The 24,690-nt window shown below is 64.4% G+C and carries 21 protein-coding genes and 1 tRNA gene; 14 read left to right on the top strand and 8 right to left on the bottom strand.

Annotation, left to right across the window (positions count from 1 at the left end; genetic code table 11):
• Positions 1 to 51 precede the first annotated feature (51 nt).
• The 5 genes from NQJ30_RS02140 to NQJ30_RS02120 all read right to left on the bottom strand — a co-directional run bounded on the left by NQJ30_RS02140 (position 52) and on the right by NQJ30_RS02120 (position 3,932).
• Positions 52 to 768, bottom strand: a complete 717-nt coding sequence (locus NQJ30_RS02140; protein WP_255768073.1) for a GNAT family N-acetyltransferase — start codon at positions 766 to 768, stop codon at positions 52 to 54.
• Positions 769 to 795: 27 nt separating this feature from the next.
• Entirely contained in the window at positions 796 to 1,821 is a 1,026-nt protein-coding gene (locus tag NQJ30_RS02135) for an ATP-dependent 6-phosphofructokinase (RefSeq protein WP_255768072.1), read from the bottom strand.
• Positions 1,822 to 1,999: 178 nt separating this feature from the next.
• Complete coding sequence (locus NQJ30_RS02130) at positions 2,000 to 2,251, bottom strand: PspC domain-containing protein (RefSeq protein WP_255768071.1); 252 nt, start codon at positions 2,249 to 2,251, stop codon at positions 2,000 to 2,002.
• Between the two features lie 3 nt (positions 2,252 to 2,254).
• Entirely contained in the window at positions 2,255 to 2,548 is a 294-nt protein-coding gene (locus tag NQJ30_RS02125; protein ID WP_255768070.1) for a hypothetical protein, read from the bottom strand.
• A 1-nt stretch (position 2,549) separates the two neighbouring features.
• On the bottom strand, positions 2,550 to 3,932 hold the full coding sequence (locus tag NQJ30_RS02120) for a PspC domain-containing protein (RefSeq protein WP_255768069.1): 1,383 nt from the start codon (positions 3,930 to 3,932) through the stop codon (positions 2,550 to 2,552).
• Positions 3,933 to 4,056: 124 nt separating this feature from the next.
• On the opposite strand from NQJ30_RS02120, the gene NQJ30_RS02115 reads away from it, so the two are divergent.
• The gene (locus tag NQJ30_RS02115) at positions 4,057 to 5,535 is read left to right on the top strand and encodes an ATP-binding protein (RefSeq protein ID WP_255768068.1); all 1,479 of its coding nucleotides are present in this window, start codon (positions 4,057 to 4,059) and stop codon (positions 5,533 to 5,535) included.
• A complete protein-coding gene (locus NQJ30_RS02110) occupies positions 5,535 to 6,218 on the top strand; it encodes a LuxR C-terminal-related transcriptional regulator (protein ID WP_255768067.1) in 684 nt (227 codons plus the stop codon). The genes NQJ30_RS02115 and NQJ30_RS02110 overlap by 1 nt, the downstream gene beginning before the upstream one ends.
• Before the next feature lie 93 nt (positions 6,219 to 6,311).
• Here NQJ30_RS02110 and NQJ30_RS02105 read toward each other — a convergent pair whose 3' ends face one another.
• Positions 6,312 to 7,529, bottom strand: coding sequence for a pyridoxal phosphate-dependent aminotransferase (locus tag NQJ30_RS02105; RefSeq protein WP_255768066.1), 1,218 nt, complete (start codon positions 7,527 to 7,529; stop codon positions 6,312 to 6,314).
• Positions 7,530 to 7,808: 279 nt separating this feature from the next.
• On the opposite strand from NQJ30_RS02105, the gene NQJ30_RS02100 reads away from it, so the two are divergent.
• The 9 genes from NQJ30_RS02100 to rplL all read left to right on the top strand — a co-directional run bounded on the left by NQJ30_RS02100 (position 7,809) and on the right by rplL (position 14,119).
• Positions 7,809 to 7,881, top strand: a tRNA-Trp gene (locus NQJ30_RS02100).
• Between the two features lie 81 nt (positions 7,882 to 7,962).
• Positions 7,963 to 8,247 (top strand): preprotein translocase subunit SecE, encoded by a 285-nt coding sequence (secE, locus tag NQJ30_RS02095; RefSeq protein WP_255768065.1) that lies wholly within the window; start codon positions 7,963 to 7,965, stop codon positions 8,245 to 8,247.
• Between the two features lie 116 nt (positions 8,248 to 8,363).
• Positions 8,364 to 9,239 carry a transcription termination/antitermination protein NusG gene (nusG, locus tag NQJ30_RS02090; RefSeq protein ID WP_255768064.1) on the top strand — a complete coding sequence of 292 codons (876 nt, stop codon included), beginning with the start codon at positions 8,364 to 8,366 and terminating at the stop codon, positions 9,237 to 9,239.
• Between the two features lie 131 nt (positions 9,240 to 9,370).
• A complete protein-coding gene (gene rplK / locus NQJ30_RS02085) occupies positions 9,371 to 9,802 on the top strand; it encodes a 50S ribosomal protein L11 (RefSeq protein ID WP_255768063.1) in 432 nt (143 codons plus the stop codon).
• A 176-nt stretch (positions 9,803 to 9,978) separates the two neighbouring features.
• The gene (gene rplA, locus NQJ30_RS02080; RefSeq protein WP_255768062.1) at positions 9,979 to 10,686 is read left to right on the top strand and encodes a 50S ribosomal protein L1; all 708 of its coding nucleotides are present in this window, start codon (positions 9,979 to 9,981) and stop codon (positions 10,684 to 10,686) included.
• Positions 10,687 to 10,807: 121 nt separating this feature from the next.
• A complete protein-coding gene (locus NQJ30_RS02075) occupies positions 10,808 to 11,629 on the top strand; it encodes a GNAT family N-acetyltransferase (RefSeq protein ID WP_255768061.1) in 822 nt (273 codons plus the stop codon).
• 8 nt (positions 11,630 to 11,637) lie between these two features.
• Positions 11,638 to 12,756, top strand: a complete 1,119-nt coding sequence (locus NQJ30_RS02070; protein ID WP_255768060.1) for a GNAT family N-acetyltransferase — start codon at positions 11,638 to 11,640, stop codon at positions 12,754 to 12,756.
• Positions 12,757 to 13,061: 305 nt separating this feature from the next.
• Complete coding sequence (gene rplJ, locus NQJ30_RS02065; protein WP_255768059.1) at positions 13,062 to 13,661, top strand: 50S ribosomal protein L10; 600 nt, start codon at positions 13,062 to 13,064, stop codon at positions 13,659 to 13,661.
• 80 nt (positions 13,662 to 13,741) lie between these two features.
• The gene (rplL, locus tag NQJ30_RS02060; RefSeq protein ID WP_255768058.1) at positions 13,742 to 14,119 is read left to right on the top strand and encodes a 50S ribosomal protein L7/L12; all 378 of its coding nucleotides are present in this window, start codon (positions 13,742 to 13,744) and stop codon (positions 14,117 to 14,119) included.
• A gap of 68 nt (positions 14,120 to 14,187) precedes the next feature.
• On the opposite strand, the gene NQJ30_RS02055 is transcribed toward rplL, so the two are convergent.
• Complete coding sequence (locus NQJ30_RS02055; RefSeq protein WP_255768057.1) at positions 14,188 to 14,685, bottom strand: aminoacyl-tRNA deacylase; 498 nt, start codon at positions 14,683 to 14,685, stop codon at positions 14,188 to 14,190.
• 15 nt (positions 14,686 to 14,700) lie between these two features.
• On the bottom strand, positions 14,701 to 15,900 hold the full coding sequence (locus tag NQJ30_RS02050; protein ID WP_255768056.1) for an acetyl-CoA C-acetyltransferase: 1,200 nt from the start codon (positions 15,898 to 15,900) through the stop codon (positions 14,701 to 14,703).
• Between the two features lie 216 nt (positions 15,901 to 16,116).
• Here NQJ30_RS02050 and NQJ30_RS02045 point away from each other — a divergent pair, with 216 nt between their 5' ends.
• The 3 genes from NQJ30_RS02045 (at position 16,117) to NQJ30_RS02035 (ending at position 24,426) form a co-directional block, all read left to right on the top strand.
• Positions 16,117 to 16,587: a hypothetical protein gene (locus tag NQJ30_RS02045; protein WP_255768055.1), complete on the top strand. Its 471-nt coding sequence runs from the start codon at positions 16,117 to 16,119 to the stop codon at positions 16,585 to 16,587.
• A gap of 309 nt (positions 16,588 to 16,896) precedes the next feature.
• Positions 16,897 to 20,406, top strand: a complete 3,510-nt coding sequence (gene rpoB, locus NQJ30_RS02040) for a DNA-directed RNA polymerase subunit beta (protein ID WP_255768054.1) — start codon at positions 16,897 to 16,899, stop codon at positions 20,404 to 20,406.
• A gap of 120 nt (positions 20,407 to 20,526) precedes the next feature.
• A complete protein-coding gene (locus NQJ30_RS02035) occupies positions 20,527 to 24,426 on the top strand; it encodes a DNA-directed RNA polymerase subunit beta' (protein WP_255768053.1) in 3,900 nt (1,299 codons plus the stop codon).
• Positions 24,427 to 24,690 lie beyond the last annotated feature (264 nt).

Below are 24,690 nucleotides of genomic sequence, written 5' to 3'. Positions count from 1 at the left end.
GACCGCGGGCTCTCTGGGCCCGCGGTCCGTCGCCGCTCGTTGCCGGAGGCGTCAGCCCAGCTGAACGCTCGTTTGGATGCCGCCGGCGGTGAGGCCCAATTTCCGGGCCAGCGCGACGGCGCCGGTATTGCTGACTTCCGCACGCCACTGGACGGTCAGGCCGGCTGCAAGGGCTTCATGAACCGCGATTGACGCCGCCAGGGAGCCAAGCCCCCGGCGCCGCCACTCGGGGTCCACCAGCACGCCAAGGTGGGCCAGCAGGCCCTCCCATTCGGCGTAGGCACCGCACGCCACCGGCACCTGCCGGCCATCCACCTCATGCAGGATGGTGTAGCGGTATTCGAGCTCGGACAGGCCCACTTCGTTGACGTCGTCCGGCGGGCACAGCCCTTCCAGCTCAATTGCCTCAGGGTTGCCGTGGGACACGGTCAGCTCCTCCGACGGCTGGCGCAGCGGCAGGTCGTCGGCGAAGAACAACGCGGCAGCACCCAGGCCGTGGCCCCCGTGAGCCCGTGTCAGCGTCAGGAGGGTCACGTGCTGGGCCATCTCGTCATCCGGGATGTCCGCGGCGGCGTCAATCAGCCACTGCGGACCCACCAGCGCAGAGCTGCCGAACAGCCTGACGAACTCCACTGTCCTGGCCGTTTCGTCGGCCCTGACCACGCGCTCCCCGGAAGACAGGGACGTGCCGAAAGCGTCGTCGTCGAGCCCCAGATGCCGGGCCCAAGCGAGCTGGATAATGGCGGCGGATCCGGGGTCAAGAGTCATATCCCCAGCCTAGGGGGAGTGCGCGGCTCAGCCGAACAGGACGGCGGCCTCGTCGTACCGGTTCTGCGGGACGGTCTTGAGCTGGCCCAGGGCCTTCTCAAAGCCGACGTGCTCGATGTCGGTGCCCTTGAGTGCCACCATGGTCCCCCAGTAACCCTCCACCACCGAGTCGATCGCGGCCATGCCCAGGCGGGTGGCCAGGACACGGTCGAAAGCCGACGGTACGCCGCCGCGCTGGATGTGCCCCAGGATCGTTGCCCGGGTTTCAATTCCGGTGCGGGCCTCAAGTTCGGGGGCAAGCTGGTCCGCGATGCCGCCCAAGCGGGGCCGCCCGAAGGTGTCCAGGCCGCGCTCGGAGTGGGGGGATTCCATGTGCTCCGGAACGAAGCCCTCGGCCACCACCACCAGCGGTGCACGCCCGCGGTCATGGGCTTCCTGGACCCACTCGGTGATCTGTTCGATGCTGACCTTCTGCTCCGGGATGAGGATGGCATGGGCGCCGGCTGCCATCCCGGCGTGCAGGGCGATCCAGCCCACGTGACGGCCCATGACCTCGGCGATCATGCAGCGGTGGTGGGACTCGCCGGTGGTGCGGAGGCGGTCGATGGCCTCGGTGGCGATCTGCACGGCGGTGTCGAACCCGAAGGTGTAGTCGGTGGCGTCGAGGTCGTTGTCCACGGTCTTGGGGACGCCCACGATCTTGAGGCCGGCGTCGGTGAGCCGCTTCGCCGCGGCCAGGGTTCCCTCGCCGCCGATGGCGATGATGGCGTCGATGCCGAGCCGGTCCATGTGGGCCTTGATGACCTCGGGGCCGCCGCCGTTTTCGAAGGGGTTGGTGCGCGAGGTGCCCAGGATGGTGCCGCCCTGCTTGGCGATGCCCCGGACCATGGTGCGGGGGATGTCGATGATGTCGCCTTCAACCACACCGCGCCAGCCGTCCAGGAAACCCACGAATTCGTGGCCGTGGATGGCGATGCCCTTGAGGACCGCGCCGCGGATCACGGCGTTCAGTCCGGGGCAGTCCCCGCCGCTGGTGAGGATTCCAATTTTCATGTCTCTGCTCAAATCCTGGTGTTAAGGGGGTTACGGGCAGAGCGCCACGCTGAGCTCACCTAGATTGTAGTCGGCCGTGTGCGTTACGACACAAGCCGGATACAAAAGGTGCCCGGTCCGAAGGGTTTCTTCGGACCGGGCACCTGCGTTTCAACGGATCTGCGCCTAGGGTTCCGCGTCAGCTGACGGACCGGCGGGCCAGGAATTTCTCCAGGATGATGCTGTTGCCCTGGTCCGGAAGGATCAGCCATGCCGCGATATAGAACACCACGGCCGGCCCTGGCAGGAGACAGAAGACCAGGAAAGCGATCCGCACGAACGCCGCGTCCACGTTCAGCTTGGCCGCAAGGCCGCCGCACACACCTCCCAGCCAGCGTTCGGGCCCGCGCTTCAGGCCGAAGCCCCTGACGATGCTGAAGAACTTGTCCATGGTTCAAGACTTCCCTGTTGTGGAGTGGTTGTCACGTTTCCGGGCTGAAAGGAGGCCGCCGATCACCAGTGCCGCCCCGGCCCCGATCATGAGCCCGATGACCACGTAGGTGCCGTTCAGGGCCACGACGCCCAACTGGGCGACGATGATGAGGGCTGCGAGTGCCATCACGATGAGGCTCCAGACGATGGTGCCCACACGGGCGGCTGGCTGCTGCGGTGCGTCGGCCGCGGACTGGCCTGCCGCCGTCGTGCTTTCCGACTTGTGTGAATCCGGTGCCGGATCGAAGCTGCTCATGTCAGTTTCCTTCCTGGATGGTGATGTTGCTGAAGGTGCCGCCGATCTGGACGATCAGGCTGGCTCCGGGCTTGTCGGTGTTGTAGTTGCTTTCGCGGGTGGTGATTCCGCTGCGGCTGCCGGCGCCTTCATGGATGTTTCCCATGGTCATGTCGGCCCGCACCTTGACGGGGACGTCCTTCGGGATGACCACGGTGACGTTGCTGGCAGTTACGTCGAGGGGAACCACGACGTCGGACACCAGCGGGGCGGCGTGCAGACCGGTGAGGTCAAGGGTGCCGCGTCCCCCGGTGACGTTGTAGCCGTCCTCGGCCTGCGTGATGCTCGCCGGCGTCCAGCTCACGTCGGTGAAGCGGACCCTGTCGCCATTGCCCACGACGTTGAAGATGCCGCCGATGATGAGGGCCACCACGGCGAAAAAGCCGAGGATGCCGGACGTTCTTCCGCGGAGTCCCGCGATGAGGATGCCCAGGCCGATGACGGCTGCACCGCTGGCCCAGACGATGGCGTTGGCCGAGGCGCCGAGGTTTATCGCGTGCACGGCATCGAGGGCTTTCAGGCCGCCGCCCACCAGGAGCGCCGCACCGGCGGTGACCGCCACGGCAGGGGCGCCGGGGCCGGAGGGACGCACCCGGGGTGCCTGGGCGGGGCCCGGTGCCGGGTAGTTGCCACCGCCGCTGTAGCCGCCATAGGAGCCGGTGTCCGTCGCAGCGTCGTAGGGCGTGGTGTAGGGCGCCGTGGGGTAGGTGGTTCTCGGGTAGGGGGCCGTGAAGGCGGCATCTCCGCCCGGGCTGGCGGTCCGGGGCGCGGCATTCATGGGTGCTCCGTTCCTGGCTTTGTTCCGTTGGGTGAGGTAGTAGATGAGGTAAACGGCGCCGCCCACCCAGAAGACGGTCCAGAGGAATCCGCCGAAGCCGTCGTGGCTCCAGCCCCAGAAGCCGCCGCCGAGGCCGGTAAAGCCGAGCACGGTGGTGATCAGCGCGCCCGTCATGCCGCCCGACCAGCGGCCTGCGCCGGCCTCTTGGACGTGGATGCGCCCGTCGGGCTCGGGGAGGAAGGCCCAGGCCAGGCCGTAGAGGAGGACACCGATTCCGGCGAAGAGGGTCAGGACGATAAAGATGCCGCGGACGATCAGGGGGTCGATGCCCATCCGGTGTGCGATGCCGCTGGCGACGCCGCCGATCCAACGGTCCCGGCCGCGGTAGATGCCGTGGCTCCGGATCCAGGGGAAGAATTCAGTCGGCTGGCCGGGTGCCTGCGCCCCGGCGTACTGGCCTGCGGCCGGGGGCGGCGGCAGGAGGGGTTCGGTGGGCTGGTCCGGTCCGCCTGGTGGTACGGGTTCGGTGGACTGGCCGTCATCGGGGGTGGGGGTCTGCGAGTTCATACTTCGATCCTGCCGCCAGCGCGGCCCGGGCTCTACTGGGGAACACCCTGACTCGTCCCTGAGTGACCCCCGGTTCCGGCCGGAACCCGGCCCGGGGGACCCTGATCCGTGCTTGGATTGACTCATGACCACCGCATTTACCCGCCCTCCGCTGGTCCGCAGCACGGACCGCGTCATCGCGGGCGTGTGTGCCGGCCTCGCGGCTCATCTGGGCTGGCCGGTGCGAAGTGTCAGGATCGGCATGGCGCTCGCGACGCTCGCCGGCGGTGCCGGGCTGGCGTTCTATGCATGGCTATGGATCATGGTCCCCACCGCGGACGAAAGCGCCCGGCGGAATGCCCGGCGCCCGGCGTCGCCCATTGCCCCCGCGGTGAGCATCGCACCCGAGCCAGGAGCGGTGCCGCACTTTCCCGGCCATTCGCCGTCGGCGTCCCTGTGGGGAACGCCCGACGCCGGCGCTTCCGGGGCGCGGGTGCCTTTCGGCGCGGGGACGGCCGGTGCTGCTGTCCCGGCCTCTGCTGTCGCGCCCGCTGCGGCCCGGCCGCAGGCCGACCCCCGTGGGGCCGCCGACACGGCGGCCCCACGGCCGCCGTGGTTCAACGTCCGGGGCGTGCCCTATGGCAAGGAGATCCTGCTGGGCGCCGGGCTGCTTCTGGTTGCCGGCATCATGATTGCCCAGCTCCTCGGCGTGGATGTGCCGTTGGGGACGCTCATTCCCGCCGCCGCCGTGCTGGGCGGTGCAGCCATCGCCTGGATGCAGCTCGACGAAAGCCGGCGTGCGGGGCTGGTGGACAAAACCAAGGCGGACCAGGCCGGTGGCTGGGGGCGCCTTGCTGCCGGGCTGGCGCTGGTGGTCGCGGGTGTGCTGGTGATGGTTTCCGGCTCCGGATCATGGGAACAGACCTGGCTGGCGCTGCTGGCATCGGTGGCGGTCCTGGGCGGGGTGGTGCTGGTGCTGCTGCCGTGGGCATTGAAATTCTGGCGGGACCTGGAAGCGGAGCGCTCGGGCAGGATCCGTGAAACCGAGCGGGCCGAGATCGCTGCGCACCTGCACGACTCGGTGCTGCAGACCCTGGCCCTTATCCAGCGCCGCGCCGCCAATGAGCATGACGTGGTCCGCCTGGCCAGGGCGCAGGAGCGTGAACTGCGGGGCTGGCTGTTCCAGGATCCGGGCAAGGAAGCAGGCCAGCTCTCGGACCGGATTAAGGCGGCGGCCGCCGAAGTGGAAGACCTCCTTGGCAACGCCGTGGAGGTGGTCAGCGTGGGGGACACCGCCATGACCGAAGCCCACGAAGCCCTGGTCCAGGCCTGCCGCGAGGCGATGCTGAATGCCTCCCGGCACGGCGGTGGAACCGTTTCCGTGTACCTTGAGGTTTCGGACGGCCGCGCCGACGTGTTCATCAAGGACCGCGGACCCGGCTTCGACCTGAACGACGTTCCCGAGGACCGCCTGGGCGTCAGGGAATCAATCGTCGGCCGCATGAAACGCCACGGGGGGACCGCCGCCATCACCAGCACCCCCGACGGCACCGAGGTGCGTTTGGGCTTGCCGGCGCGTCAGCCGGACAAAGTGTTTCGGCCGGACAACGGAGAAGGAAGATAATGAACAACGCTCATGGCACCGGGACCAGCCGGCCGGCGCAGTCCGTACGGGTAGTGATTGTGGACGATCACGCCATCTTCCGGTCCGGGCTTAAAGCCGACCTCGACGCCAGCATCCAGGTGGTGGGCGAGGCCGCCACCGTGGAGCAGGCCATCGCGGTGATCGCCCGGGAACAGCCCGAGGTGGTGCTCCTGGACGTGCATCTCCCCGGCGGCCTGGGCGGCGGCGGGCGTGAAGTGATCGCCGGCTCCGCGGCGCTCCTGGGGTCCACCAAGTTCCTGGCGCTGAGTGTGTCGGACGCCGCCGAGGACGTGGTGGCCGTCATCCGTGCCGGAGCCCGCGGGTACGTCACGAAAACCATTTCCGGCGCCGAAATCACGGACGCCGTGTTCCGCGTAGCCGGGGGAGACGCCGTCTTTTCACCCCGTTTGGCCGGTTTTGTGTTGGACGCCTTCGGCACCGCCCCGGCTGACATCGCCGACGACGAACTCGACAAGCTCTCGGCCCGTGAACTCGAGGTAATGCGTCTGATCGCCCGCGGCTACAGCTACAAGGAGGTCGCCAAGGAGCTGTTCATCAGCATCAAGACCGTGGAAACCCACGTGTCCGCGGTGCTGCGCAAGCTCCAGCTTTCCAGCCGCCACGAGCTGACCAAGTGGGCCGCAGAGCGCCGCCTCCTCTAACCCTTTTAACCAAAAAATGCTCTATCACTTTTGGTCCCCATCTGACGTGAATGGGAACCAAAAGTGATAGAGCATCGGCTGGTTGGTGAGGGTTTACTGGGCCTTGCCGAGGAACTCCTGTAGCCGGCCCACACCGGTGGCCAGGTCCTCGTCGCCCAGGGCGTAGGAGAGCCGCAGGAAGCCGGAGGGGCCGAAGGCCTCGCCCGGGACCACGGCAACCTCGACCTCGTCCAGGATCAAAGCAGCCAGCTCGGCGGAGGTCGTCGGCGTGGAGGTGCCTGCCGCCGACGGGAATTCCTTCCCCAGCAGCCCGCGGACGTCCGCGTACACATAGAAGGCGCCCTTCGGCGTCGGGCACTCGACGCCCTCAATGGCGTTGAGCCCGGCGACGATCGCCTTGCGGCGGCGGTCAAAGGCCACCTTCATCTCGTCAACGGCAGTCAGCGGCCCGGACACGGCGGCGAGGGCGGCGATCTGCATGATGTTGGCGACGTTGGAGGTTGCGTGGGACTGCAGGTTGGTGGCCGCCTTGATGACATCGGCCGGGCCGATCATCCAGCCGACACGCCAGCCGGTCATGGCGTAGGTCTTGGCCACACCGTTGAGGATGACCACTTTGTCGCCGAGCTCCGGGGCTGCCGTAGCGATGGAGGTGAACGGCACGCCGTCGTAGGTCAGGTGCTCGTAGATCTCGTCCGTGACCACCCACAGCCCCTTGGAAGCTGCCCATTTGCCGATTTCGGCGACCTGCTCGGGGGAGTACACGGCGCCGGTGGGGTTGGACGGCGACACAAAGAGGAGAATCTTGGCCTTTTCCGTGAGCGCCGCTTCGAGCTGATCCACGGTGACCAGGTAGTCCTGCTCCGGGCCGGCGAAGACCTCTACAGGAACGCCGCCGGCGAGCCGGATGGCTTCGGGGTAGGTGGTCCAGAAAGGGGTGGGCACGATGACTTCGTCGCCCGGATCCACCAGCGTGGCGAACGTGTTGTAGACGGCCTGCTTGCCGCCGTTGGTCACCAGCACCTGGGACGGTTCAACGGAGTAGCCGGAATCCCGCAGGGTCTTTTCCGCGATGGCCTTCTTCAGCTCGGGCAGGCCGCTGGCCGGTGAGTAGCGGTGGTACTTGGGCTGGCTGGCTGCCTCAATGGCGGCCTTCACAATGTAGTCCGGGGTGGGGAAGTCCGGCTCGCCCGCACCGAAGCCAATAACCGGCCGGCCGGCCGCCTTCAGCGCCTTGGCCTTGGCGTCAACGGCCAGGGTTGCGGATTCGGCAATGGCGGATATGCGCTTGGAAACGCGGGCGGAAGACATGGCGGGTCCGTTCTTCGCTGGCAGCCCAAGGGCTGAATGATGGATTTCGACGTGATCTACTCTATGCTGTTCAGCGGATCGTTCGGATTTACCGGCGTGCATGTGACTACAGCGTTTTGGTCACCAGCCATGACGGGCTGAACGGTCCGGAAAATGAGGGCTGGTTCGACGTAAGCGAAGTTGTTGCGTAGACTGGTTCTCCGGTGTTGAAAACACGGACGATTGCCTGCGCCCCAGTGAAAGCTGGTCAACGCGGCAAGGATCGGGTTTTTGATCCATAGGGTAGTGGCGCAATTGGTAGCGCAGCGGTCTCCAAAACCGCAGGTTGCAGGTTCGAGTCCTGTCTGCCCTGCGCAAGCTGTTCCGGCGGAAAGCCGGAGCAAGCGCAGTAACCATGGTTCTGATCTGGACCGGGTAATCCAACATTGCAAAGATGAGCGAGGACCAGGTGACCGAAACAGCTGCCAGCAGCTCCAAGGGCCGCCCAGCTAAGAAGGCCGCCAAGGCGAATTTCTTTGCTCGCATTGCACTCTTTGTTCGCCAGGTCATCGGCGAACTGAAGAAGGTTGTTGCACCAACCCGCAAGGAACTGATCAATTACACGCTCGTGGTGCTGGTGTTCGTGGCCATCATGATGGTCATCGTCAGCCTGCTGGACATCGGTTTTGGAACCGTGGTCAGCTGGGTCTTTGGCGGGGTCGCTCCAGGGAACCGCTAAGGCGCACCGTCCGCAGGCCACGTTGGACCGACCGGAAAACCGGTAAGAATCCACGGGGTGTGCGGAATTGAGCCATTTAAATAGGCATGTTAGGCAATGAGGAAGCAGGAGACCAAGTGTCTGAGCAGGAGCTCGAGGTAACCGAGACTGAGCTGGAAGAGTCCACGGACAACACGGCGGCCCCCACGGTCGAAGCCGGTGAAGAGTCCGAGGTTGAGTCCGCTGCGCCCGAAACCGCCGACGACGACTCTGACGCTGCCGACGACTCCGCCACGGACGATGCCGCCGCGGACGAAGCCGCCGAAGCGGATGCTTCCGCGGAAGATGCCGACTCGGAAGGCGACAACGCTGAGTCCGACGCCCTCGCAGCAGCAGCCGCCAAGGCCGACGTCGACCCCGCCGAGGAATTCAAAGCCAAACTGCGCCGCCAGGAGGGTGACTGGTACGTCATCCACTCCTACGCCGGCTACGAAAACCGCGTCAAGGCCAACCTTGAGACCCGCATCCAGACCCTGGACATGGAAGATTACATCTTCGAAATCCAGGTTCCCATGGAAGAAGTCGTGGAGATCAAGAACGCCCAGCGCAAGATCATCAACCGCGTCCGCATTCCCGGCTACGTGCTGGTCCGCATGGACCTGACGGATGCCTCCTGGGGCGCCGTCCGCCACACCCCCGGTGTCACCGGCTTCGTGGGCAACGCCCACAACCCGGTGCCGCTGCGCCTCGACGAAGTCTTCTCCATGCTCGCGCCGGTCTTCGAAGAAGAGCAGGCCGAAAAGGGCAAGCCGGTCAACAAGCAGCAGCAGACCCCGGTTGACGTCGACTTCGAGGTCGGCGAGTCGGTCATCGTCAAGGAAGGCCCGTTCGAGACCCTCCCCGCCACGATCTCCGAGATCAAGGTCGAATCCCAGACGCTCGTGGTCCTGGTCTCCATCTTCGAACGTGAGACCCCCGTTACCCTGGCGTTCAACCAGGTCAGCAAGATCTAACAACCCGCACAGAATTCGTTCCAGGACTGCCCGCTTAGCAGCCCCGGAACGGCCGGCCGCCTCGCCATGGCGGCCAACAACCTGAGGCACGCTCCTGTGTCCCAGGAAGATATTGAGAGAAGGACCTTACATTGGCTCCCAAGAAGAAGGTCACCGGCCTCATCAAGCTGCAGATCCAGGCAGGTGCCGCTAACCCGGCTCCGCCGATCGGTCCTGCACTTGGCCAGCACGGTGTCAACATCATGGAATTCTGCAAGGCGTACAACGCTGCAACAGAAGCCCAGCGCGGCAACGTTATTCCCGTGGAAATCACGGTCTACGAAGACCGTTCATTCACGTTCATCACCAAGACCCCGCCGGCTGCAGAGCTCATCAAGAAGGCTGCAGGCGTTGCCAAGGGTTCATCCACCCCGCACACCGTCAAGGTTGCAAAGCTGACCCAGGCCCAGGTCAACGAGATCGCCACCACCAAGATGGAAGACCTCAACGCCACCAGCCTCGAAGGCGCAGCGAAGATCATCGCCGGCACCGCCCGCTCCATGGGTATCACCGTAGAAGGCTAGTCAGCCACGGCCACCCAGATTCGGGCAATTGACGACGACGGGCGGCACCGCCGGGGAACCGGCACCACCGAAACTGAAATGTTGGGAACCGGGCGAGGGTAACGAGCCCGTTCACCAACTGTGGCAGGGCCCAGCGCGGTCCGCAGACCACAACTGCACAAGGAGAAATAAGCAGCATGGCAAAGCGCAGCAAAGCATATGAGGCAGCAGCCGCCAAGATCGACGCGGAGAAGTTCTACGCGCCGTTCGAGGCAGTAACGCTCGCCAAGGACACCAACCCGTCCAAGTTCGACGCCACCGTTGAGGTTGCCTTCCGCCTGGGCGTTGACCCCCGCAAGGCTGACCAGATGGTCCGCGGCACGGTCAACCTGCCCCACGGCACCGGCAAGGTCTCCCGCGTCCTGGTTTTCGCAACGGGCGACAAGGCTGAGGCAGCAATCGCTGCCGGCGCCGACTTCGTTGGTTCCGATGACCTGATCGAAAAGATCGCAGCCGGCTGGACCGACTTCGACGCCGCCGTTGCCACCCCTGACCTCATGGGCAAGGTTGGCCGCCTCGGTAAGGTCCTGGGTCCGCGTAACCTGATGCCGAACCCGAAGACCGGCACCGTGACCGCTGACGTGACCAAGGCTGTCAACGACATCAAGGGCGGCAAGATCGACTTCCGCGTCGACAAGCACTCGAACCTGCACTTCATCATCGGCAAGGTTTCCTTCGACGCCGTCAAGCTGGCCGAGAACTACGCAGCAGCACTGGAAGAGGTCCTTCGCCTGAAGCCGTCCGCTTCCAAGGGCCGCTACATCCAGAAGGCCACCGTGGCCACCACGTTCGGCCCCGGCATCTCCGTTGACCCGAACGTCACGAAGGTGCTGACCGAGGTCTAATCCTCAACAGCGACTCCGCCGGTCCTGACCGGCACACGCAAGGACCGCCCGGCATTCTGCCGGGCGGTCCTTGCGTTTAAGCGACGCTCCACTGCGCGGCCCGGATGGCTAGGCTGGGGTGATGACCGCGCTGGCTATCACTCCGGTACTGATGCCCGGCTACCGGCGTCGGGGTTGGGGACGCACGCTCCTGGCGCACGCGGAAGCCGTGGCCACGGCACATGGCAGGACATCGCTGGACGCCTGCTGTGAGTTGCCCGCCGCCAAGGTGGAACAGGGCGGACGGCTTGTTCCAGCCAAATCGGGCGCCGGCGGACTTCCCGTAGATGATGCCGCCGTAGTTTTTGCCATCGCCTGCGGCTACGAACTGGAACAAGTGGAGAGGGCCAGCCGGCTGGCACTGCCGCTCCCGGCCGGCGAACTCCCGGAACTGGAGACCGCGGCCCGGGCCGCCGGCTACGCATTAGTGGCTTGGTCTGACACCTGCCCGGAGCAGCTTGTCGCCGAGTACGCCATCCTGAAGAACCGGATGAGCACCGACGTGCCCATTGCCGGACTCGGCTGGGAAGCCGAGGACTGGGACCCGGCCAGGGTGCGGCATGAGGCGCGGACCAGCAGCCGCGCAGGAGTGCAGGTGCAGGTCGCGGCCGCCCTGCACACGGCATCCGGCCGCCTCGTCGCCTATACGGTCCTCAACTGGCGGTCGGACGTGCCGGCGACCATGACCCAGCAGGACACCCTGGTTACCGCCGACCATCGGGGGAAGGGACTCGGGCTGCTGGTCAAGACCGCCAACCTGAGGGCCGCCCAAGGCCGCTGGCCCGCGGCGCATTCGGTGCTGACATGGAACGCCGTGGAAAACCGGCATATGCTGGCGATCAATACAATGCTTGGTTTCAAGCCTGCGGGTTATGAGGGTGAATGGCAGAAACGGCTGGGATGATGCCCTTTATGGCAAAAGACGTGCGGATCGAGCAGCTCTGGATCCCGGATTCCCTTGACGCCCCGGATGCAGCGGATTTCCTGGCTGCGGTGGAAGTGGGCCGCAAGGTGAGGATGCAGACGTGGGGGAGTGATGACCTCGCGTATACGCCGCTGGAAAAGCTCCTTGAGCTGGCCGACCCTTACGAGCGCCAGGTCATTCTCGTGGCCAAGGTGGACGGCGAGATCGTGGGCGCGGTGGACATTGCCCTGCCGCTGACGGACAACCTCGACCTCGCGGAGTTCACCCTGGACATCCTGCCCGAAATCCAGCGGCACGGTGTGGGCCGCAAGCTCCTCCAGGCTGCTGAGCACCTGGCCCGCAGTGAGGGCCGTACGCAGATCCTGGTGGACACCAACCACCCTGGCGCGTCACTGCATGAGTTCGAGAAGGCGCAACTGGTCCCGGGATCGGGGCAGGGGTTTGTGCCGCTGGAAAGCCGGGAAGTCGAGTTTGCCCGGAAGACCGGATACACCCTCCAGCACATCGAGCAGTTCAGTTCCTGCGCACTGCCGCTGGACACCAAACTGGTGGCTGACCTGCAGGCTGAGGCCGATGAAGCAAACAACGGCCGCTACCGGCTGCATCACTGGACGGACCGCTGCCCGGATGAGTGGCTGGAAGCGGTGGCCATGCTCGAGAACCAGGCGGGCGCCGTCGTCGACCCCTCCCTGGAACCCCCTGTCGAGCCGGATATGGTGTTCGACGGCGGGATCCTCCGCGAAGCGGAAGGGGTCACCATCGCGCAGGGGCGGCGGACGGTGGTCACCGCCGTCGAGCACCTCGCCAGCGGATCCCTCGTGGGTCTCACCACGATCAGTGTCCTGGCCCACCGGCCGGACGTGGTGTTCCAGGACGACACGTTGGTCCTGCAGGCGCACCGCGGAAACAAACTGGGCCTGCTGATCAAGGTGGCCAACATGGAGCGGCTCACGGAGCAGTTCCCCGACGCCCGCATCATCTACACGTGGAACGCGCCGGAGAACAGGTATCTGCTGACGGTCAACCAGCAGCTGGGCTTTACAACGGCGGGCGTGACGGGCATCTGGGAGAAGGAACTGCCCAGCCTGAAGTCAAGCGTCAGTTGAGGCAGCGCTGCCCCGATTTGGTCCAGGGGCGGGGCGTCCCGTAGGCTTGAACTACCAAAGACCGTCGGTTGTTGGAAATCCATTCTCCTGAACGCAACTCAACTCTGTAGTTGTGTGCCTGAGGCCCAGTGGATTTTCTGAACGAAGGCCCCTCAACGCAGGGCGGCCGGCGCAGGTGAACGAAGCAAACGCTCCACGGTACTAACCATGTTGAGCCAAGCCCCGTGCATCTGCGCGGGGCGTTTTTTGTTTTAGCGATCCTGAGGGGACCGTCGCATACCGGCACTATCCCCGGAAGGAGGGTTATGGCAACGCCTACAAAGGTTTCAGCAGTAGCTGAGATCGCTAACGATTTCAAGGAATCGAACGCCGCTGTCCTGACCGAATACCGTGGGCTCACCGTTGCACAGCTCAAGCAGCTGCGTGTTTCTCTCGGCCAGGACACCAAGTTCTCGGTCGTCAAGAACACCCTGACCGCCATTGCAGCCAAGGAAGCCGGCGTTGAAGCATTCAACGACCAGCTCTCCGGCCCCACTGCAATCGCGTTCATCAAGGGTGACGCAGTTGCAGCTGCCAAGAGCCTGACGGATTTTGCCAAGGCCAACAAGCAGCTGGTCATCAAGACCGGTTACTTCGAGGGCAAGGCACTGAACGCCGCCGAAGTTTCTGCTCTGGCAGCGCTCGAGTCCCGCGAGCTGCAGCTCGCCAAGGTCGCAGGTGTCCTCAAGGCACCCGCCGCCGCAGCTGCACGCATCATTGACGCACTGCGCCTGAAGCTTGAAGAAGAGAACGGTGCACCGGCAGCTGCCGAGGCTCCCGCGGCTGAAGAAGCTCCTGCAGCTGACGAAGCCCCCGAAGCAGCTGCAGAGGCTCCCGCCGAAGCTCCCGCTGCCGAAGAGAACTAGTTTCTCTTTACCCACCAGACTCCGGTGTGAAGGCAACGGCCCCGGCCGCCAAGCACCACCTATAGGAAGGACGCCACACCATGGCGAAGCTCACCAACGAAGAGCTCATTGAAGCTTTCAAGGAACTGACCATCATCGAGCTCTCCGAGTTCGTCAAGCTCTTCGAAGAGACCTTCGAAGTTACCGCAGCTGCTGTTGCTGTTGCCGGCCCCGCCGGTGGCGGCGCTGCTGAAGAAGCTGAAGAGAAGACCGACTTCGATGTCGTTCTCGAATCCGCTGGCGAAAAGAAGATCGCAGTCATCAAGGAAGTACGTGCCATCACTTCCCTGGGTCTGAAGGAAGCCAAGGACCTGGTTGACAGCGCTCCCAAGGCTGTTCTCGAAGGTGCAACCAAGGAAGCTGCCGAAAAGGCAAAGGAGCAGCTCGAGGCTGCCGGCGCAACCGTTACCCTCAAGTAACTCACGCTGCTTTCCGGAAAACCCCGCCCCGCTGCCAAGCAGTTGGGCGGGGTTTTCTGCGTCCGGGCTTAGGCCGGCTCGGAGATATCGGCGACCACCGCGCCGAGGGCCGAGGTGAGCTCGTCCGCTTCAACAAAGGCGCTGTAGCCGTGCTCACCGGCGCCCATCGAAATCCGCCGGCCCGTGATGGTGGCGTCCGCATATACCGGCCAGGCCGTGGTGCTCCCGAGCGGGGTGATGGTGCCGCGCTCGTACCCCGTTGCATCAAGGGCAACGTCGGCCGGCGGGAGCGACAGCTTGTTCACGCCCACCAGCGCACGCAGCTTGGGCCAGGAGATCTGCCGGTCGCCCGGAATCAGCGCAAACAGGAACGTGCCGTCCTTGTGCTTGACCACCAGCGATTTCACGATGTCCGCCGGCGTGATGCCCAGGATTCCGGCCGCCTCCTCCAGGCTGCGCGCGGCAAACCGCTCCACAACCTGGACGTCCAGACCGCGCGCCGCGGCGTCAGCAAGGAAACGCTGACGTCCGACGGCGGCGCTTCCGTTTTCGGGGTGCCCCGCCATTAGGTGCGCCCCACCTCAGTCGCGGTACAGCAGGAGGGCTTCGCCCTGGCCGCCGCCGCCACAGAGGGAGACCGCGGCCTTGCCGCTGCCCCGGCGCTTGAGTTCATGGGCTGCATGCAGGGCGAGCCTGGCGCCGGAGGCCCCGATGGGGTGGCCCAGGGCAATGGCACCGCCGTGGATGTTGCACTGCTCCAGGGGATAGTCCAGGTCCTTCAGGGACTGCACCGCCACCGAACCAAAAGCCTCGTTGATTTCGATGAAGTCGAGGTCCTTGGTGCTCCACCCCGCCCGCCCCAAGGCGTTCCTGATGGCGTTCGACGGCTGGGAATGCAGGGAGTTGTCCGGGCCGGCGACCTGGCCCGGCTTGCCCACCACAGCGAGGTATTCCAGGTTGTTGTCCTCGGCGAACTGGCGGGAGGCCAGCACCAGTGCGGCGGCGCCGTCGGAGAGCGGCGAAGAGTTTCCGGCGGTGATGGTCCCGTCCGTGACGAAGGCAGCCCGGAGGCCGGCGAGGGTCTCGATCGACGTGTTGGGGCGGACACCTTCGTCGGCGGCAACCACCAGGGGATCGCCCTTCCGCTGCTTGACGCTGATGGGGGCGATCTCGTCGTCGAAAATTCCGTCCTTGGCCGCCAGCGCGGCACGCTGGTGCGACTGGGCGGCCACGTTGTCCTGGGCTGTCCGGCCGATCCCCAGGGTCAGGTTCCGGGTTTCGGTGGACAAGCCCATGGACTGGCCGTCGAAGGCGTCCGTGAGGCCGTCGTGGGCGGCAACATCCAAAGCCTGGATGGCACCGTAGCTCCAGCCCTGACGGGAACCGGGCAGCAAGTGCGGTGCGCGGGTCATCGACTCCTGCCCGCCGGCCACCACCACGGTGGCGTCACCGCTGCGGATCATGCGGGCGGCGTCGATCACGGCCGTCAGGCCGGACAGGCACACCTTGTTGATGGTAACAGCGGGGACGTTCCAGCCGATGCCTGCGCCAATGGCGCTCTGCCGTGCCGGGTTCTGTCCCGCGCCGGCCTGCAGGACCTGGCCCATGATGACCGCGTCCACTTTGCCGGCGTCCACGCCGCTCGCGGTGAGCGCGGCCTTGATGGCGTGCGCACCGAGTTCGACGGCGGTGAAGCTCGCCAGTTGCCCGTTGAGGCGGCCTTGCGGGGTCCGCGATGCCGCCAGGATGACAACGTCGGTGTTGTTCATGGAGTTGCCCATTGTGATCTCTTCCGCTCTGTAACGTGTAAGCCAAGGCTATCGTGAGGCTCCTCACACGTTAATCCAACGCTGAACCGGTTCCCGGGATTCCGTCCGGTTGGCGTCAGGGCAGGGGAGAACTACCCATCGCCCCGATGTGCACCGTCCCGGCGCGGTGCGTAGGGTGGACGGCGAACGCAAAGCCTCACCGCAACGCAAAAACAGGGAGCCGAAATTTTGAAGAACATCCTCTCCGCGGCGGCGGCCGCCGCCTGCGTCGCCGGACTCGCGGCCTGCAGCGTCACCACGCCTGCGCCGAACGAGGCCACTTCGACGACTCCACCGGCGACGTCCAGCGCCGCACCCTCGCAGGCATCGCCGTCGCGCTCCACCGGCACCTCCGCTGCCCAGGCCGGAGAGGTGAAGGAAGCCTGCGAACTGTTCAATTCGCTCTTCGCCGAGTACCGGGCCAGCGAGCCCACGTCCAACGCCTACGAGGAGATCTACGCGAAGGCGTGGAAAGCCAAGGACGCGTACACGGGAAACCTCAGGGGACTGTTTTCGTCGCTGAGCGCCCTGACCATCAGCCACTCTGCCGTCGTCGAGAAGGGCGGCCAGCCGGATCAGGCCACCAGGGATGCCGTGCGCGACGCCGTCTTTGCGAACGCCGGCGCCTGCACGGCCGAGGGCGTGACGCTGACGCTCTGATGCCGGATTAGGGTGCCTGATACCTGCCGAAAAATCGGTGCTTGCAAAACGTGCGGTTGTGGGGTAGACACGTAATGGGTTTTGCCGTATCGTAGATATTTGCGTCTTCCCTGTTTACCTTCAGCCTTCATATAGCGGTGGGCTTTGCCTGGCAGCTGACCATCAACGTGCCGTCAACAACGTCATTGTATGGTCGGCCCCGGCCCCGGGTCATATAGCGGAACCGGATGGTAGCACTGCGAAGTCATTTCGCAGGGTGCACAGCGGGGGAGATCTGAAAACGCCTGAAGGTCTGTGGAAGGATCCCTCTTGGTCGCCTCGAGCACCTCTAATAACCAAACCGCTAACACCGCCGACAGCACTGATGGTGCCACTCGCCGGCTCTCATTCGCAAAGATTCACGAACCGCTTGACGTTCCGAATCTGCTTGCCCTCCAGACGGACAGCTTCGACTGGCTGGTCGGAAACGAACGCTGGCAGGCACGCGTAGCGAAGGCCGTTGAAGAAAACGACCTCAGCGTCGCCACCACGTCCGGACTGTCGGACATCTTCGAAGAGATCTCCCCGATCGAGGACTTCCAGGGCACCATGTCCCTGAGCTTCTCCGATCCGGAGTTCGCTGATCCCAAGTACACCATGGCCGAGTGCAAGGACCGGGACGCGACTTACTCGGCTCCGCTGTACGTCAAGGCCGAGTTCATGAACAACAACACGGGCGAAATCAAGCAGCAGACCGTGTTCATGGGCGACTTCCCGCTGATGACCGAGAAGGGCACCTTCGTCGTCAACGGCACCGAGCGTGTGGTCGTCTCCCAGCTGGTCCGTTCCCCGGGCGCCTACTTTGAGCGCACCGCTGACAAGACCAGCGACAAGGACATCTTCACCGCCAAGATCATCCCGTCCCGCGGTGCATGGTTCGAACTGGAAATCGACAAGCGCGACCAGGTCGGCGTTCGCCTCGACCGCAAGCGCAAGCAGTCGGTCACCGTTCTGCTGAAGGCCCTCGGCTGGACCGAAGGCCAGATCCTCGAAGAGTTCGGCCAGTACGACTCCATGCGTGCAACGCTGGAGAAGGACGCCACCGAAACCCGCGAAGACGCTTTGCTGGACATCTACCGGAAGCTGCGACCGGGCGAGCCGCCCACAGTCGAGGCTGCCCAGTCCCTGCTGGACAACCTGTACTTCAACTCCAAGCGCTACGATCTGGCCAAGGTTGGCCGTTACAAGATCAACCGCAAGCTGGGCATCGACCGCTCCCTTGGCGACAAGGAAGCTTCGGTCCTGCACGTTGAAGACATCGTGGCCATGATCAAGTTCCTGGTTGCCCTGCACGCCGGCGAGAAGACCCTCACGGGCAAGCGCGACGGCCAGGACCACGAGCTGCGCGTCGAGATCGATGACATCGACCACTTCGGCAACCGCCGCATTCGCGCCGTCGGCGAGCTCATCGAGAACCAGGTCCGCACCGGCCTGTCCCGTATGGAGCGCGTTGTCCGCGAGCGGATGACCACCCAGGACGTCGAAGCGATCACGCCGCAGACCCTGATCAACATCCGCCCCGTTGTTGCAGCGATCAAGGAGTTCTTCGGAACCTCCCAGCTGTCGCAGTTCATGGACCAGAACAACCCGCTTTCGGGTCTGACCCACAAGCGCCGTCTGTCCGCGCTTGGCCCGGGTGGTCTGTCCCGTGACCGTGCAGGCATGGAAGTTCGAGACGTTCACCCGTCCCACTACGGACGTATGTGCCCCATCGAAACCCCCGAAGGCCCGAACATTGGTCTGATCGGTTCGCTGGCATCCTACGGCCGCATCAACCCGTTCGGCTTCATCGAGACTCCTTACCGTCTCGTGTCCGAGGGCGTTGTCTCCGATGAGGTCCAGTACCTGACGGCCGACGACGAAGCTGAGGTCCTGATCGCACAGGCCAACGCTCCGCTGGACGAGAACAAGAAGTTCGCCGAAGAGACCGTCCTGGTCCGCGCCCGTGGTGGTGGAGGCGAGCCCGTGCTCGTTCCCGCCGCCGACGTCGAGTTCATGGACGTTTCCCCGCGCCAGATGGTGTCCGTGGCTACGGCCCTGATCCCGTTCCTCGAGCATGACGATGCAAACCGCGCACTCATGGGTGCCAACATGCAGCGCCAGGCCGTGCCGCTGGTCCGTTCCGAGGCCCCTTTCGTGGGCACCGGCATGGAGCGTGCAGCCGCTGTCGACGCCGGTGACGTCACCATCGCCAAGAAGGCCGGTGTGGTCACCGAGGTCTCCGCTGAGCTGGTCATCATGCTCAACGACGACGGTACGGAAACCAACTACCGCATCAACAAGTTCGCACGCTCCAACCAGGGCAACTGCTACAACAACCGCGTCCTGGTCAACGAAGGCCAGCGCCTGGAAGTTGGCGGCATCATCGCCGACGGCCCGGCAACGGACCAGGGCGAGCTCGCCCTCGGTAAGAACCTGCTCGTGGCATTCATGTCATGGGAAGGCCACAACTTCGAGGACGCCATCATCCTCTCGCAGCGCATTGTTGCCGAGGACGTCCTTTCCTCCATCCACATCGAAGAGCACGAGATCGATGCCCGCGACACCAAGCTTGGTGCCGAGGAAATCACCCGTGACATCCCCAATGTGTCCGAGGAAGTCCTGGCAGGCCTGGACGAGCGCGGCATCATCCACATCGGTGCCGAGGTTGAAGCCGGCGACATCCTGGTCGGAAAGGTCACCCCGAAGGGTGAAACCGAGCTGACCCCGGAAGAGCGCCTGCTGCGCGCCATCTTCGGTGAGAAGTCCCGCGAAGTGCGTGACACGTCCCTGAAGGTTCCGCACGGCGAGTCCGGCACCGTCATCGGTGTCCGCGTCTTCGACCGCGACAACGACGACGAACTGCCCCCGGGCGTGAACCAGCTGGTCCGCGTCTACGTGGCCGCCAAGCGCAAGATCACCGACGGCGACAAGCTCGCCGGCCGTCACGGCAACAAGGGTGTTATCTCCAAGATCCTTCCGATCGAGGACATGCCCTTCCTTGCCGACGGTACCCCCGTTGATATCATCCTGAACCCGCTGGGTGTTCCGGGCCGTATGAACGTGGGCCAGGTGCTCGAAACGCACCTCGGCTGGGTTGCGAAGACCGGTTGGAAGATCGAAGGCGAGCCCGAGTGGGTCAAGCAGCTGCCGAACCTGCCGCGCGAGAGTGGCCAGACCACTGTTGCAACGCCGGTGTTCGACGGCGCCCGTGAAGAGGAAATCACCGGTCTGCTGGACTCCACCAACGTGACGCGCGACGGCGACCGCCTGATCAACTCCTCAGGCAAGACCCGCCTGTTCGATGGCCGCTCCGGCGAGCCGTTCCCGGATCCGATCGCCGTGGGCTACATGTACATCCTGAAGCTCCACCACCTGGTGGACGACAAGATCCACGCCCGCTCCACCGGCCCGTACTCCATGATCACGCAGCAGCCGCTGGGTGGTAAGGCACAGTTCGGTGGCCAGCGCTTCGGTGAAATGGAAGTGTGGGCGCTCGAAGCTTACGGCGCCGCGTACACGCTCCAGGAGCTCCTCACGATCAAGTCGGATGATATCCACGGTCGTGTGAAGGTCTACGAAGCCATCGTCAAGGGCGAGAACATCCCCGAACCGGGCGTTCCTGAGTCCTTCAAGGTCTTGATCAAGGAAATGCAGTCGCTGTGCCTGAACGTGGAAGTGCTTTCCACGGACGGAACCACGATTGAAATGCGTGACTCTGATGACGCAGTCTTCACGGCTGCGGAAGAACTGGGCATTGATCTGTCTCGTGCAGAGCCCAGTTCCGTAGAAGAGGTCTAGCAGGGGGTTTACCGGGAATGGCAGGCGGCACCGCCGCAGTGACTATTCCCGGTAAGCCACCTCCCTCCTCCCGCAACCCAAGACTTCAGAATTTAGAGAACAAGAGAGAACAGGGACCATATGTCCAGCGAATCCTCCTTCGGCCTCATGCAGATCGGCCTCGCCACCGCGGATGACATCCGTGGCTGGTCTTACGGCGAGGTTAAGAAGCCGGAAACCATTAACTACCGCACGCTCAAGCCTGAGAAGGACGGCCTCTTCTGCGAGAAGATCTTCGGCCCGTCCCGCGACTGGGAATGCTACTGCGGCAAGTACAAGCGCGTGCGCTTCAAGGGCATCATCTGCGAGCGGTGTGGCGTTGAAGTTACCCGCGCCAAGGTCCGCCGTGAGCGCATGGGCCACATCGAGCTGGCCGCCCCGGTCACGCACATCTGGTACTTCAAGGGTGTTCCGTCCCGCTTGGGCTACCTCCTTGACCTGGCGCCGAAGGACCTCGAAAAGGTCATCTACTTCGCTGCCTACATGATCACCAGCGTTGACGCTGACGCCCGTCACGAGGAACTGCCCAACCTCCAGGTTGAGCACGACATCGAGAAGAAGCAGCTGATCGACAACCGCGACTCCGACATCGCCACGATCGCCCGTGACCTCGAAAACGAGATCGCGCGCCTCGAAGGTGAAGGTGCCAAGGCTGCCGACAAGAAGAAGGCCCGCGACTCCGCCGACCGCCAGATGGCGAACGTGCGTAAGCGTGCCGACGCCGAAATCGAGCGCCTCGAGCAGGTCTGGGACCGCTTCAAGAACCTCAAGGTCGCTGACCTCGAAGGTGACGAAGGCCTGTACCGCGAACTGCGCGACCGCTACGGCATGTACTTCGAAGGCTCCATGGGTGCCGAAGCCATCAAGAAGCGTCTTGAGAACTTCGACATGCAGGCCGAGTCGGACCTGCTGCGCGACATCATCGCCAACGGCAAGGGCCAGCGCAAGACCCGCGCCCTGAAGCGCCTGAAGGTGGTCAACGCGTTCCTGACCACCAACAACAGCCCGCTCGGCATGGTGCTGGACGCCGTCCCGGTGATCCCGCCGGAACTGCGCCCGATGGTCCAGCTGGACGGTGGCCGCTTCGCGACCTCCGACCTCAACGACCTCTACCGCCGCGTGATCAACCGCAACAACCGCCTCAAGCGCCTGCTTGACCTCGGCGCGCCGGAGATCATCGTCAACAACGAGAAGCGCATGCTTCAGGAAGCTGTTGACAGCCTCTTCGACAACGGCCGCCGCGGCCGTCCGGTCACCGGACCGGGCAACCGTCCGCTGAAGTCCCTGAGCGACATGCTCAAGGGCAAGCAGGGCCGTTTCCGCCAGAACCTCCTTGGCAAGCGTGTTGACTACTCCGGCCGTTCGGTCATCGTGGTCGGCCCGCAGCTGAAGCTGCACCAGTGCGGCCTGCCCAAGCAGATGGCTCTGGAGCTATTCAAGCCGTTCGTGATGAAGCGCCTGGTTGACCTCAACCACGCCCAGAACATCAAGTCGGCCAAGCGCATGGTTGAGCGTTACCGTCCGCAGGTCTGGGACGTGCTGGAAGAGATCATCACCGAACACCCGGTGCTGCTCAACCGTGCACCTACCCTGCACCGCCTCGGCATCCAGGCGTTCGAACCCCAGCTTGTTGAAGGCAAGGCAATCCAGCTCCACCCGCTGGTCTGTGGCGCCTTCAACGCTGACTTCGACGGCGACCAGATGGCAGTCCACCTGCCGCTGAGCCCGGAAGCCCAGGCTGAGGCACGCATCCTGATGCTGTCCTCGAACAACATCCTGAAGCCCTCGGACGGCCGCCCGGTTACCCTGCCGTCGCAGGATATGATCATCGGCCTCTACCACCTGACCACCAAGCGTGTCGGTTCAGCTGGCGAAGGCCGTGTCTTCTCCTCGGTTGCCGAGGCCATCATGGCCCACGACCTCCGCGAACTGCACCTGAACTCGCAGGTCAAGATCCGTCTTGAAGGCTTCGTTCCTTACGCAGGTTGGGAAGCGCCGGAAGGCTGGGAGCCCGGCCAGCCGGTGCTCGTCCAGACCTCCCTGGGCCAGGTTGTGTTCAACCAGACCCTGCCCGCGGACTACCCCTGGGTTGAGAACGTTGCTGACAAGGGCGAACTGTCCACGATCGTCAACGACCTCGCCGAGCGCTACCCGAAGGTGGTCACGGCGGCAACGCTGGATAACCTCAAGGATGCCGGTTTCTACTGGGCCACCCGGTCCGGCGTCACCGTCGCCATCTCGGACATCGAGGTACCCAAGGACAAGCCGCAGATCCTTGCCGGCTACGAAACCATGGCTGCCAAGATCCAGGGCCAGTACGACAAGGGCCTGATCGACGACGACGAGCGTCGCCAGGAACTGATCGAGATCTGGAACAAGGCAACGAACGAAATCGCCCAGGCGATGCGCGACAGCCTGTCCCCGATGAACACCATCAACCGCATGGTGTCCTCCGGTGCACGTGGTAACTGGATGCAGGTCCGTCAGATCGCGGGTATCCGTGGCCTGGTGGCCAACCCTAAGGGTGAGATCATTCCGCGCCCCATCAAGTCCTCCTACCGCGAGGGCCTGTCGGTGCTGGAATACTTCATCGCCACGCACGGTGCCCGTAAGGGTCTGGCTGATACCGCACTGCGTACCGCCAACTCGGGTTACCTGACCCGTCGCCTGGTGGACGTTTCGCAGGACGTCATCGTCCGTGAAGAGGACTGCGGCACCGAGCGTGGCCTGGTCACGCCCATCGCCGTCGCCGATTCCAATGGCGAGCTGGTTCTGGACGAGAACGTCGAGAACAGCGCCTACGCACGCACCCTGGCTGTCGACGTCGTCGATTCCAAGGGCAACGTGCTGGCCGCTGCCGGCACCGACTGCGGCGACGTCGTAATTGCTGAGCTGTTCGCAGCCGGAATCACCGAGGTCAAGGTCCGCTCCGTACTCACCTGTGAGTCCAGCGTCGGCACCTGCGCCCTGTGCTACGGCCGTTCCCTGGCCACCGGCAAGACCGTGGACATCGGTGAGGCCGTTGGCATCATCGCGGCACAGTCGATCGGTGAGCCCGGCACGCAGTTGACCATGCGTACGTTCCACACCGGTGGTGCTGTTTCCGCCGGCGGCGGCGACGACATCACCCAGGGTCTGCCCCGTATCCAGGAGCTCTTCGAAGCCCGTACTCCGAAGGGTGTCGCACCGATTGCTGAAGCAGCCGGCCGCATCGCCATCGAAGAGTCCGAGCGCCAGATGCGCCTGGTCATCACCCCGGATGACGGATCTGAAGAGATCGCCTACCCGGTACTGCGCCGTTCCCGCCTCCTCATTGAGGATGGCGAGCACGTCACGGTTGGCCAGAAGCTCATCAACGGTCCGGTGGATCCCAAGCAGGTTCTGCGCATCATGGGTCCCCGTGCCGCGCAGAAGTTCCTGGTGGACGAGGTCCAGGGCGTGTACCGCAGCCAGGGCATCGGTATCCACGACAAGCACGTCGAGGTTATCGTTCGCCAGATGCTGCGCCGCGTCACGGTTATCGAGTCCGGCGAATCCGATCTGCTGCCCGGCGAGCTCGCCGAGCGCAGCCGCTTCGAGGAGGCCAACCGCCGCGTTGTGTCCGAGGGCAAGGCTCCGGCTTCCGGACGTCCCGAGCTTATGGGCATCACCAAGGCGTCCCTGGCCACCGAGTCCTGGCTGTCCGCAGCTTCCTTCCAGGAGACCACCCGCGTCCTGACGCAGGCGGCCATGGAAGGCAAGAGCGATCCGCTGCTCGGCCTCAAGGAAAACGTCATCATCGGTAAGCTGATCCCGGCCGGCACGGGTCTCCCGCGCTACACCGAGGTCACAGTGGAGCCCACTGAGGAAGCGAAGGCCAACCTGTTCACCGGCCCCAGCGCATTCAGTGACTTCTCGTACGATTCCCTGGGCGGCGACGGAGCTCCTGAGTTCCACGCCATCCCGCTGGATGACTACGATCTCGGCAACGACTTCCGGTAGCCGTTACTGAAAGGCCCCGTCTCCCTCTGCTTCAATGGCAGAGGGAGGCGGGGCCTTTCGTATACACCCGATTAAGGCTCAGGATCAAGCCGTGCTAGAATTTTGGTAATTGTTCTGTGTGGCAGTGGATGAAGGCCGCCGCAGCATTCATTTTGGTTTTGTTCTCATGATGCTGGGTGTGAGCTTGTTTCCGGGTTGCGGGCTAGGTGCGCAACGAATGCCACTCTTTTGCACGCCTAGGTAAGGTTCGAGACGCCAGGGCTG

This window comes from Pseudarthrobacter sulfonivorans (genome assembly GCF_024391045.1).
In the GTDB taxonomy this organism is placed as follows: Bacteria; Actinomycetota; Actinomycetes; order Actinomycetales; family Micrococcaceae; genus Arthrobacter; species Arthrobacter sulfonivorans_B.
This window is presented reverse-complemented; position numbering and strand designations above follow the sequence as displayed.

Coding starts and splice junctions, on each gene's coding strand:
- NQJ30_RS02135 (WP_255768072.1), bottom strand. CDS start 1,821: ATGAAAATTGGAATCCTCACCAGCGGCGGGGACTGCCCCGGACTGAAC.
- NQJ30_RS02055 (WP_255768057.1), bottom strand. CDS start 14,685: ATGGCGGGGCACCCCGAAAACGGAAGCGCCGCCGTCGGACGTCAGCGT.
- secE (WP_255768065.1), top strand. CDS start 7,963: ATGAGCGAGGACCAGGTGACCGAAACAGCTGCCAGCAGCTCCAAGGGC.
- NQJ30_RS02035 (WP_255768053.1), top strand. CDS start 20,527: ATGTCCAGCGAATCCTCCTTCGGCCTCATGCAGATCGGCCTCGCCACC.
- NQJ30_RS02075 (WP_255768061.1), top strand. CDS start 10,808: ATGACCGCGCTGGCTATCACTCCGGTACTGATGCCCGGCTACCGGCGT.
- NQJ30_RS02105 (WP_255768066.1), bottom strand. CDS start 7,529: ATGTCTTCCGCCCGCGTTTCCAAGCGCATATCCGCCATTGCCGAATCC.
- NQJ30_RS02110 (WP_255768067.1), top strand. CDS start 5,535: ATGAACAACGCTCATGGCACCGGGACCAGCCGGCCGGCGCAGTCCGTA.
- NQJ30_RS02120 (WP_255768069.1), bottom strand. CDS start 3,932: ATGAACTCGCAGACCCCCACCCCCGATGACGGCCAGTCCACCGAACCC.
- NQJ30_RS02140 (WP_255768073.1), bottom strand. CDS start 768: ATGACTCTTGACCCCGGATCCGCCGCCATTATCCAGCTCGCTTGGGCC.
- rplA (WP_255768062.1), top strand. CDS start 9,979: ATGGCAAAGCGCAGCAAAGCATATGAGGCAGCAGCCGCCAAGATCGAC.
- NQJ30_RS02125 (WP_255768070.1), bottom strand. CDS start 2,548: ATGAGCAGCTTCGATCCGGCACCGGATTCACACAAGTCGGAAAGCACG.
- NQJ30_RS02070 (WP_255768060.1), top strand. CDS start 11,638: ATGGCAAAAGACGTGCGGATCGAGCAGCTCTGGATCCCGGATTCCCTT.
- NQJ30_RS02050 (WP_255768056.1), bottom strand. CDS start 15,900: ATGGGCAACTCCATGAACAACACCGACGTTGTCATCCTGGCGGCATCG.
- rplJ (WP_255768059.1), top strand. CDS start 13,062: ATGGCAACGCCTACAAAGGTTTCAGCAGTAGCTGAGATCGCTAACGAT.
- NQJ30_RS02130 (WP_255768071.1), bottom strand. CDS start 2,251: ATGGACAAGTTCTTCAGCATCGTCAGGGGCTTCGGCCTGAAGCGCGGG.
- rplL (WP_255768058.1), top strand. CDS start 13,742: ATGGCGAAGCTCACCAACGAAGAGCTCATTGAAGCTTTCAAGGAACTG.
- NQJ30_RS02115 (WP_255768068.1), top strand. CDS start 4,057: ATGACCACCGCATTTACCCGCCCTCCGCTGGTCCGCAGCACGGACCGC.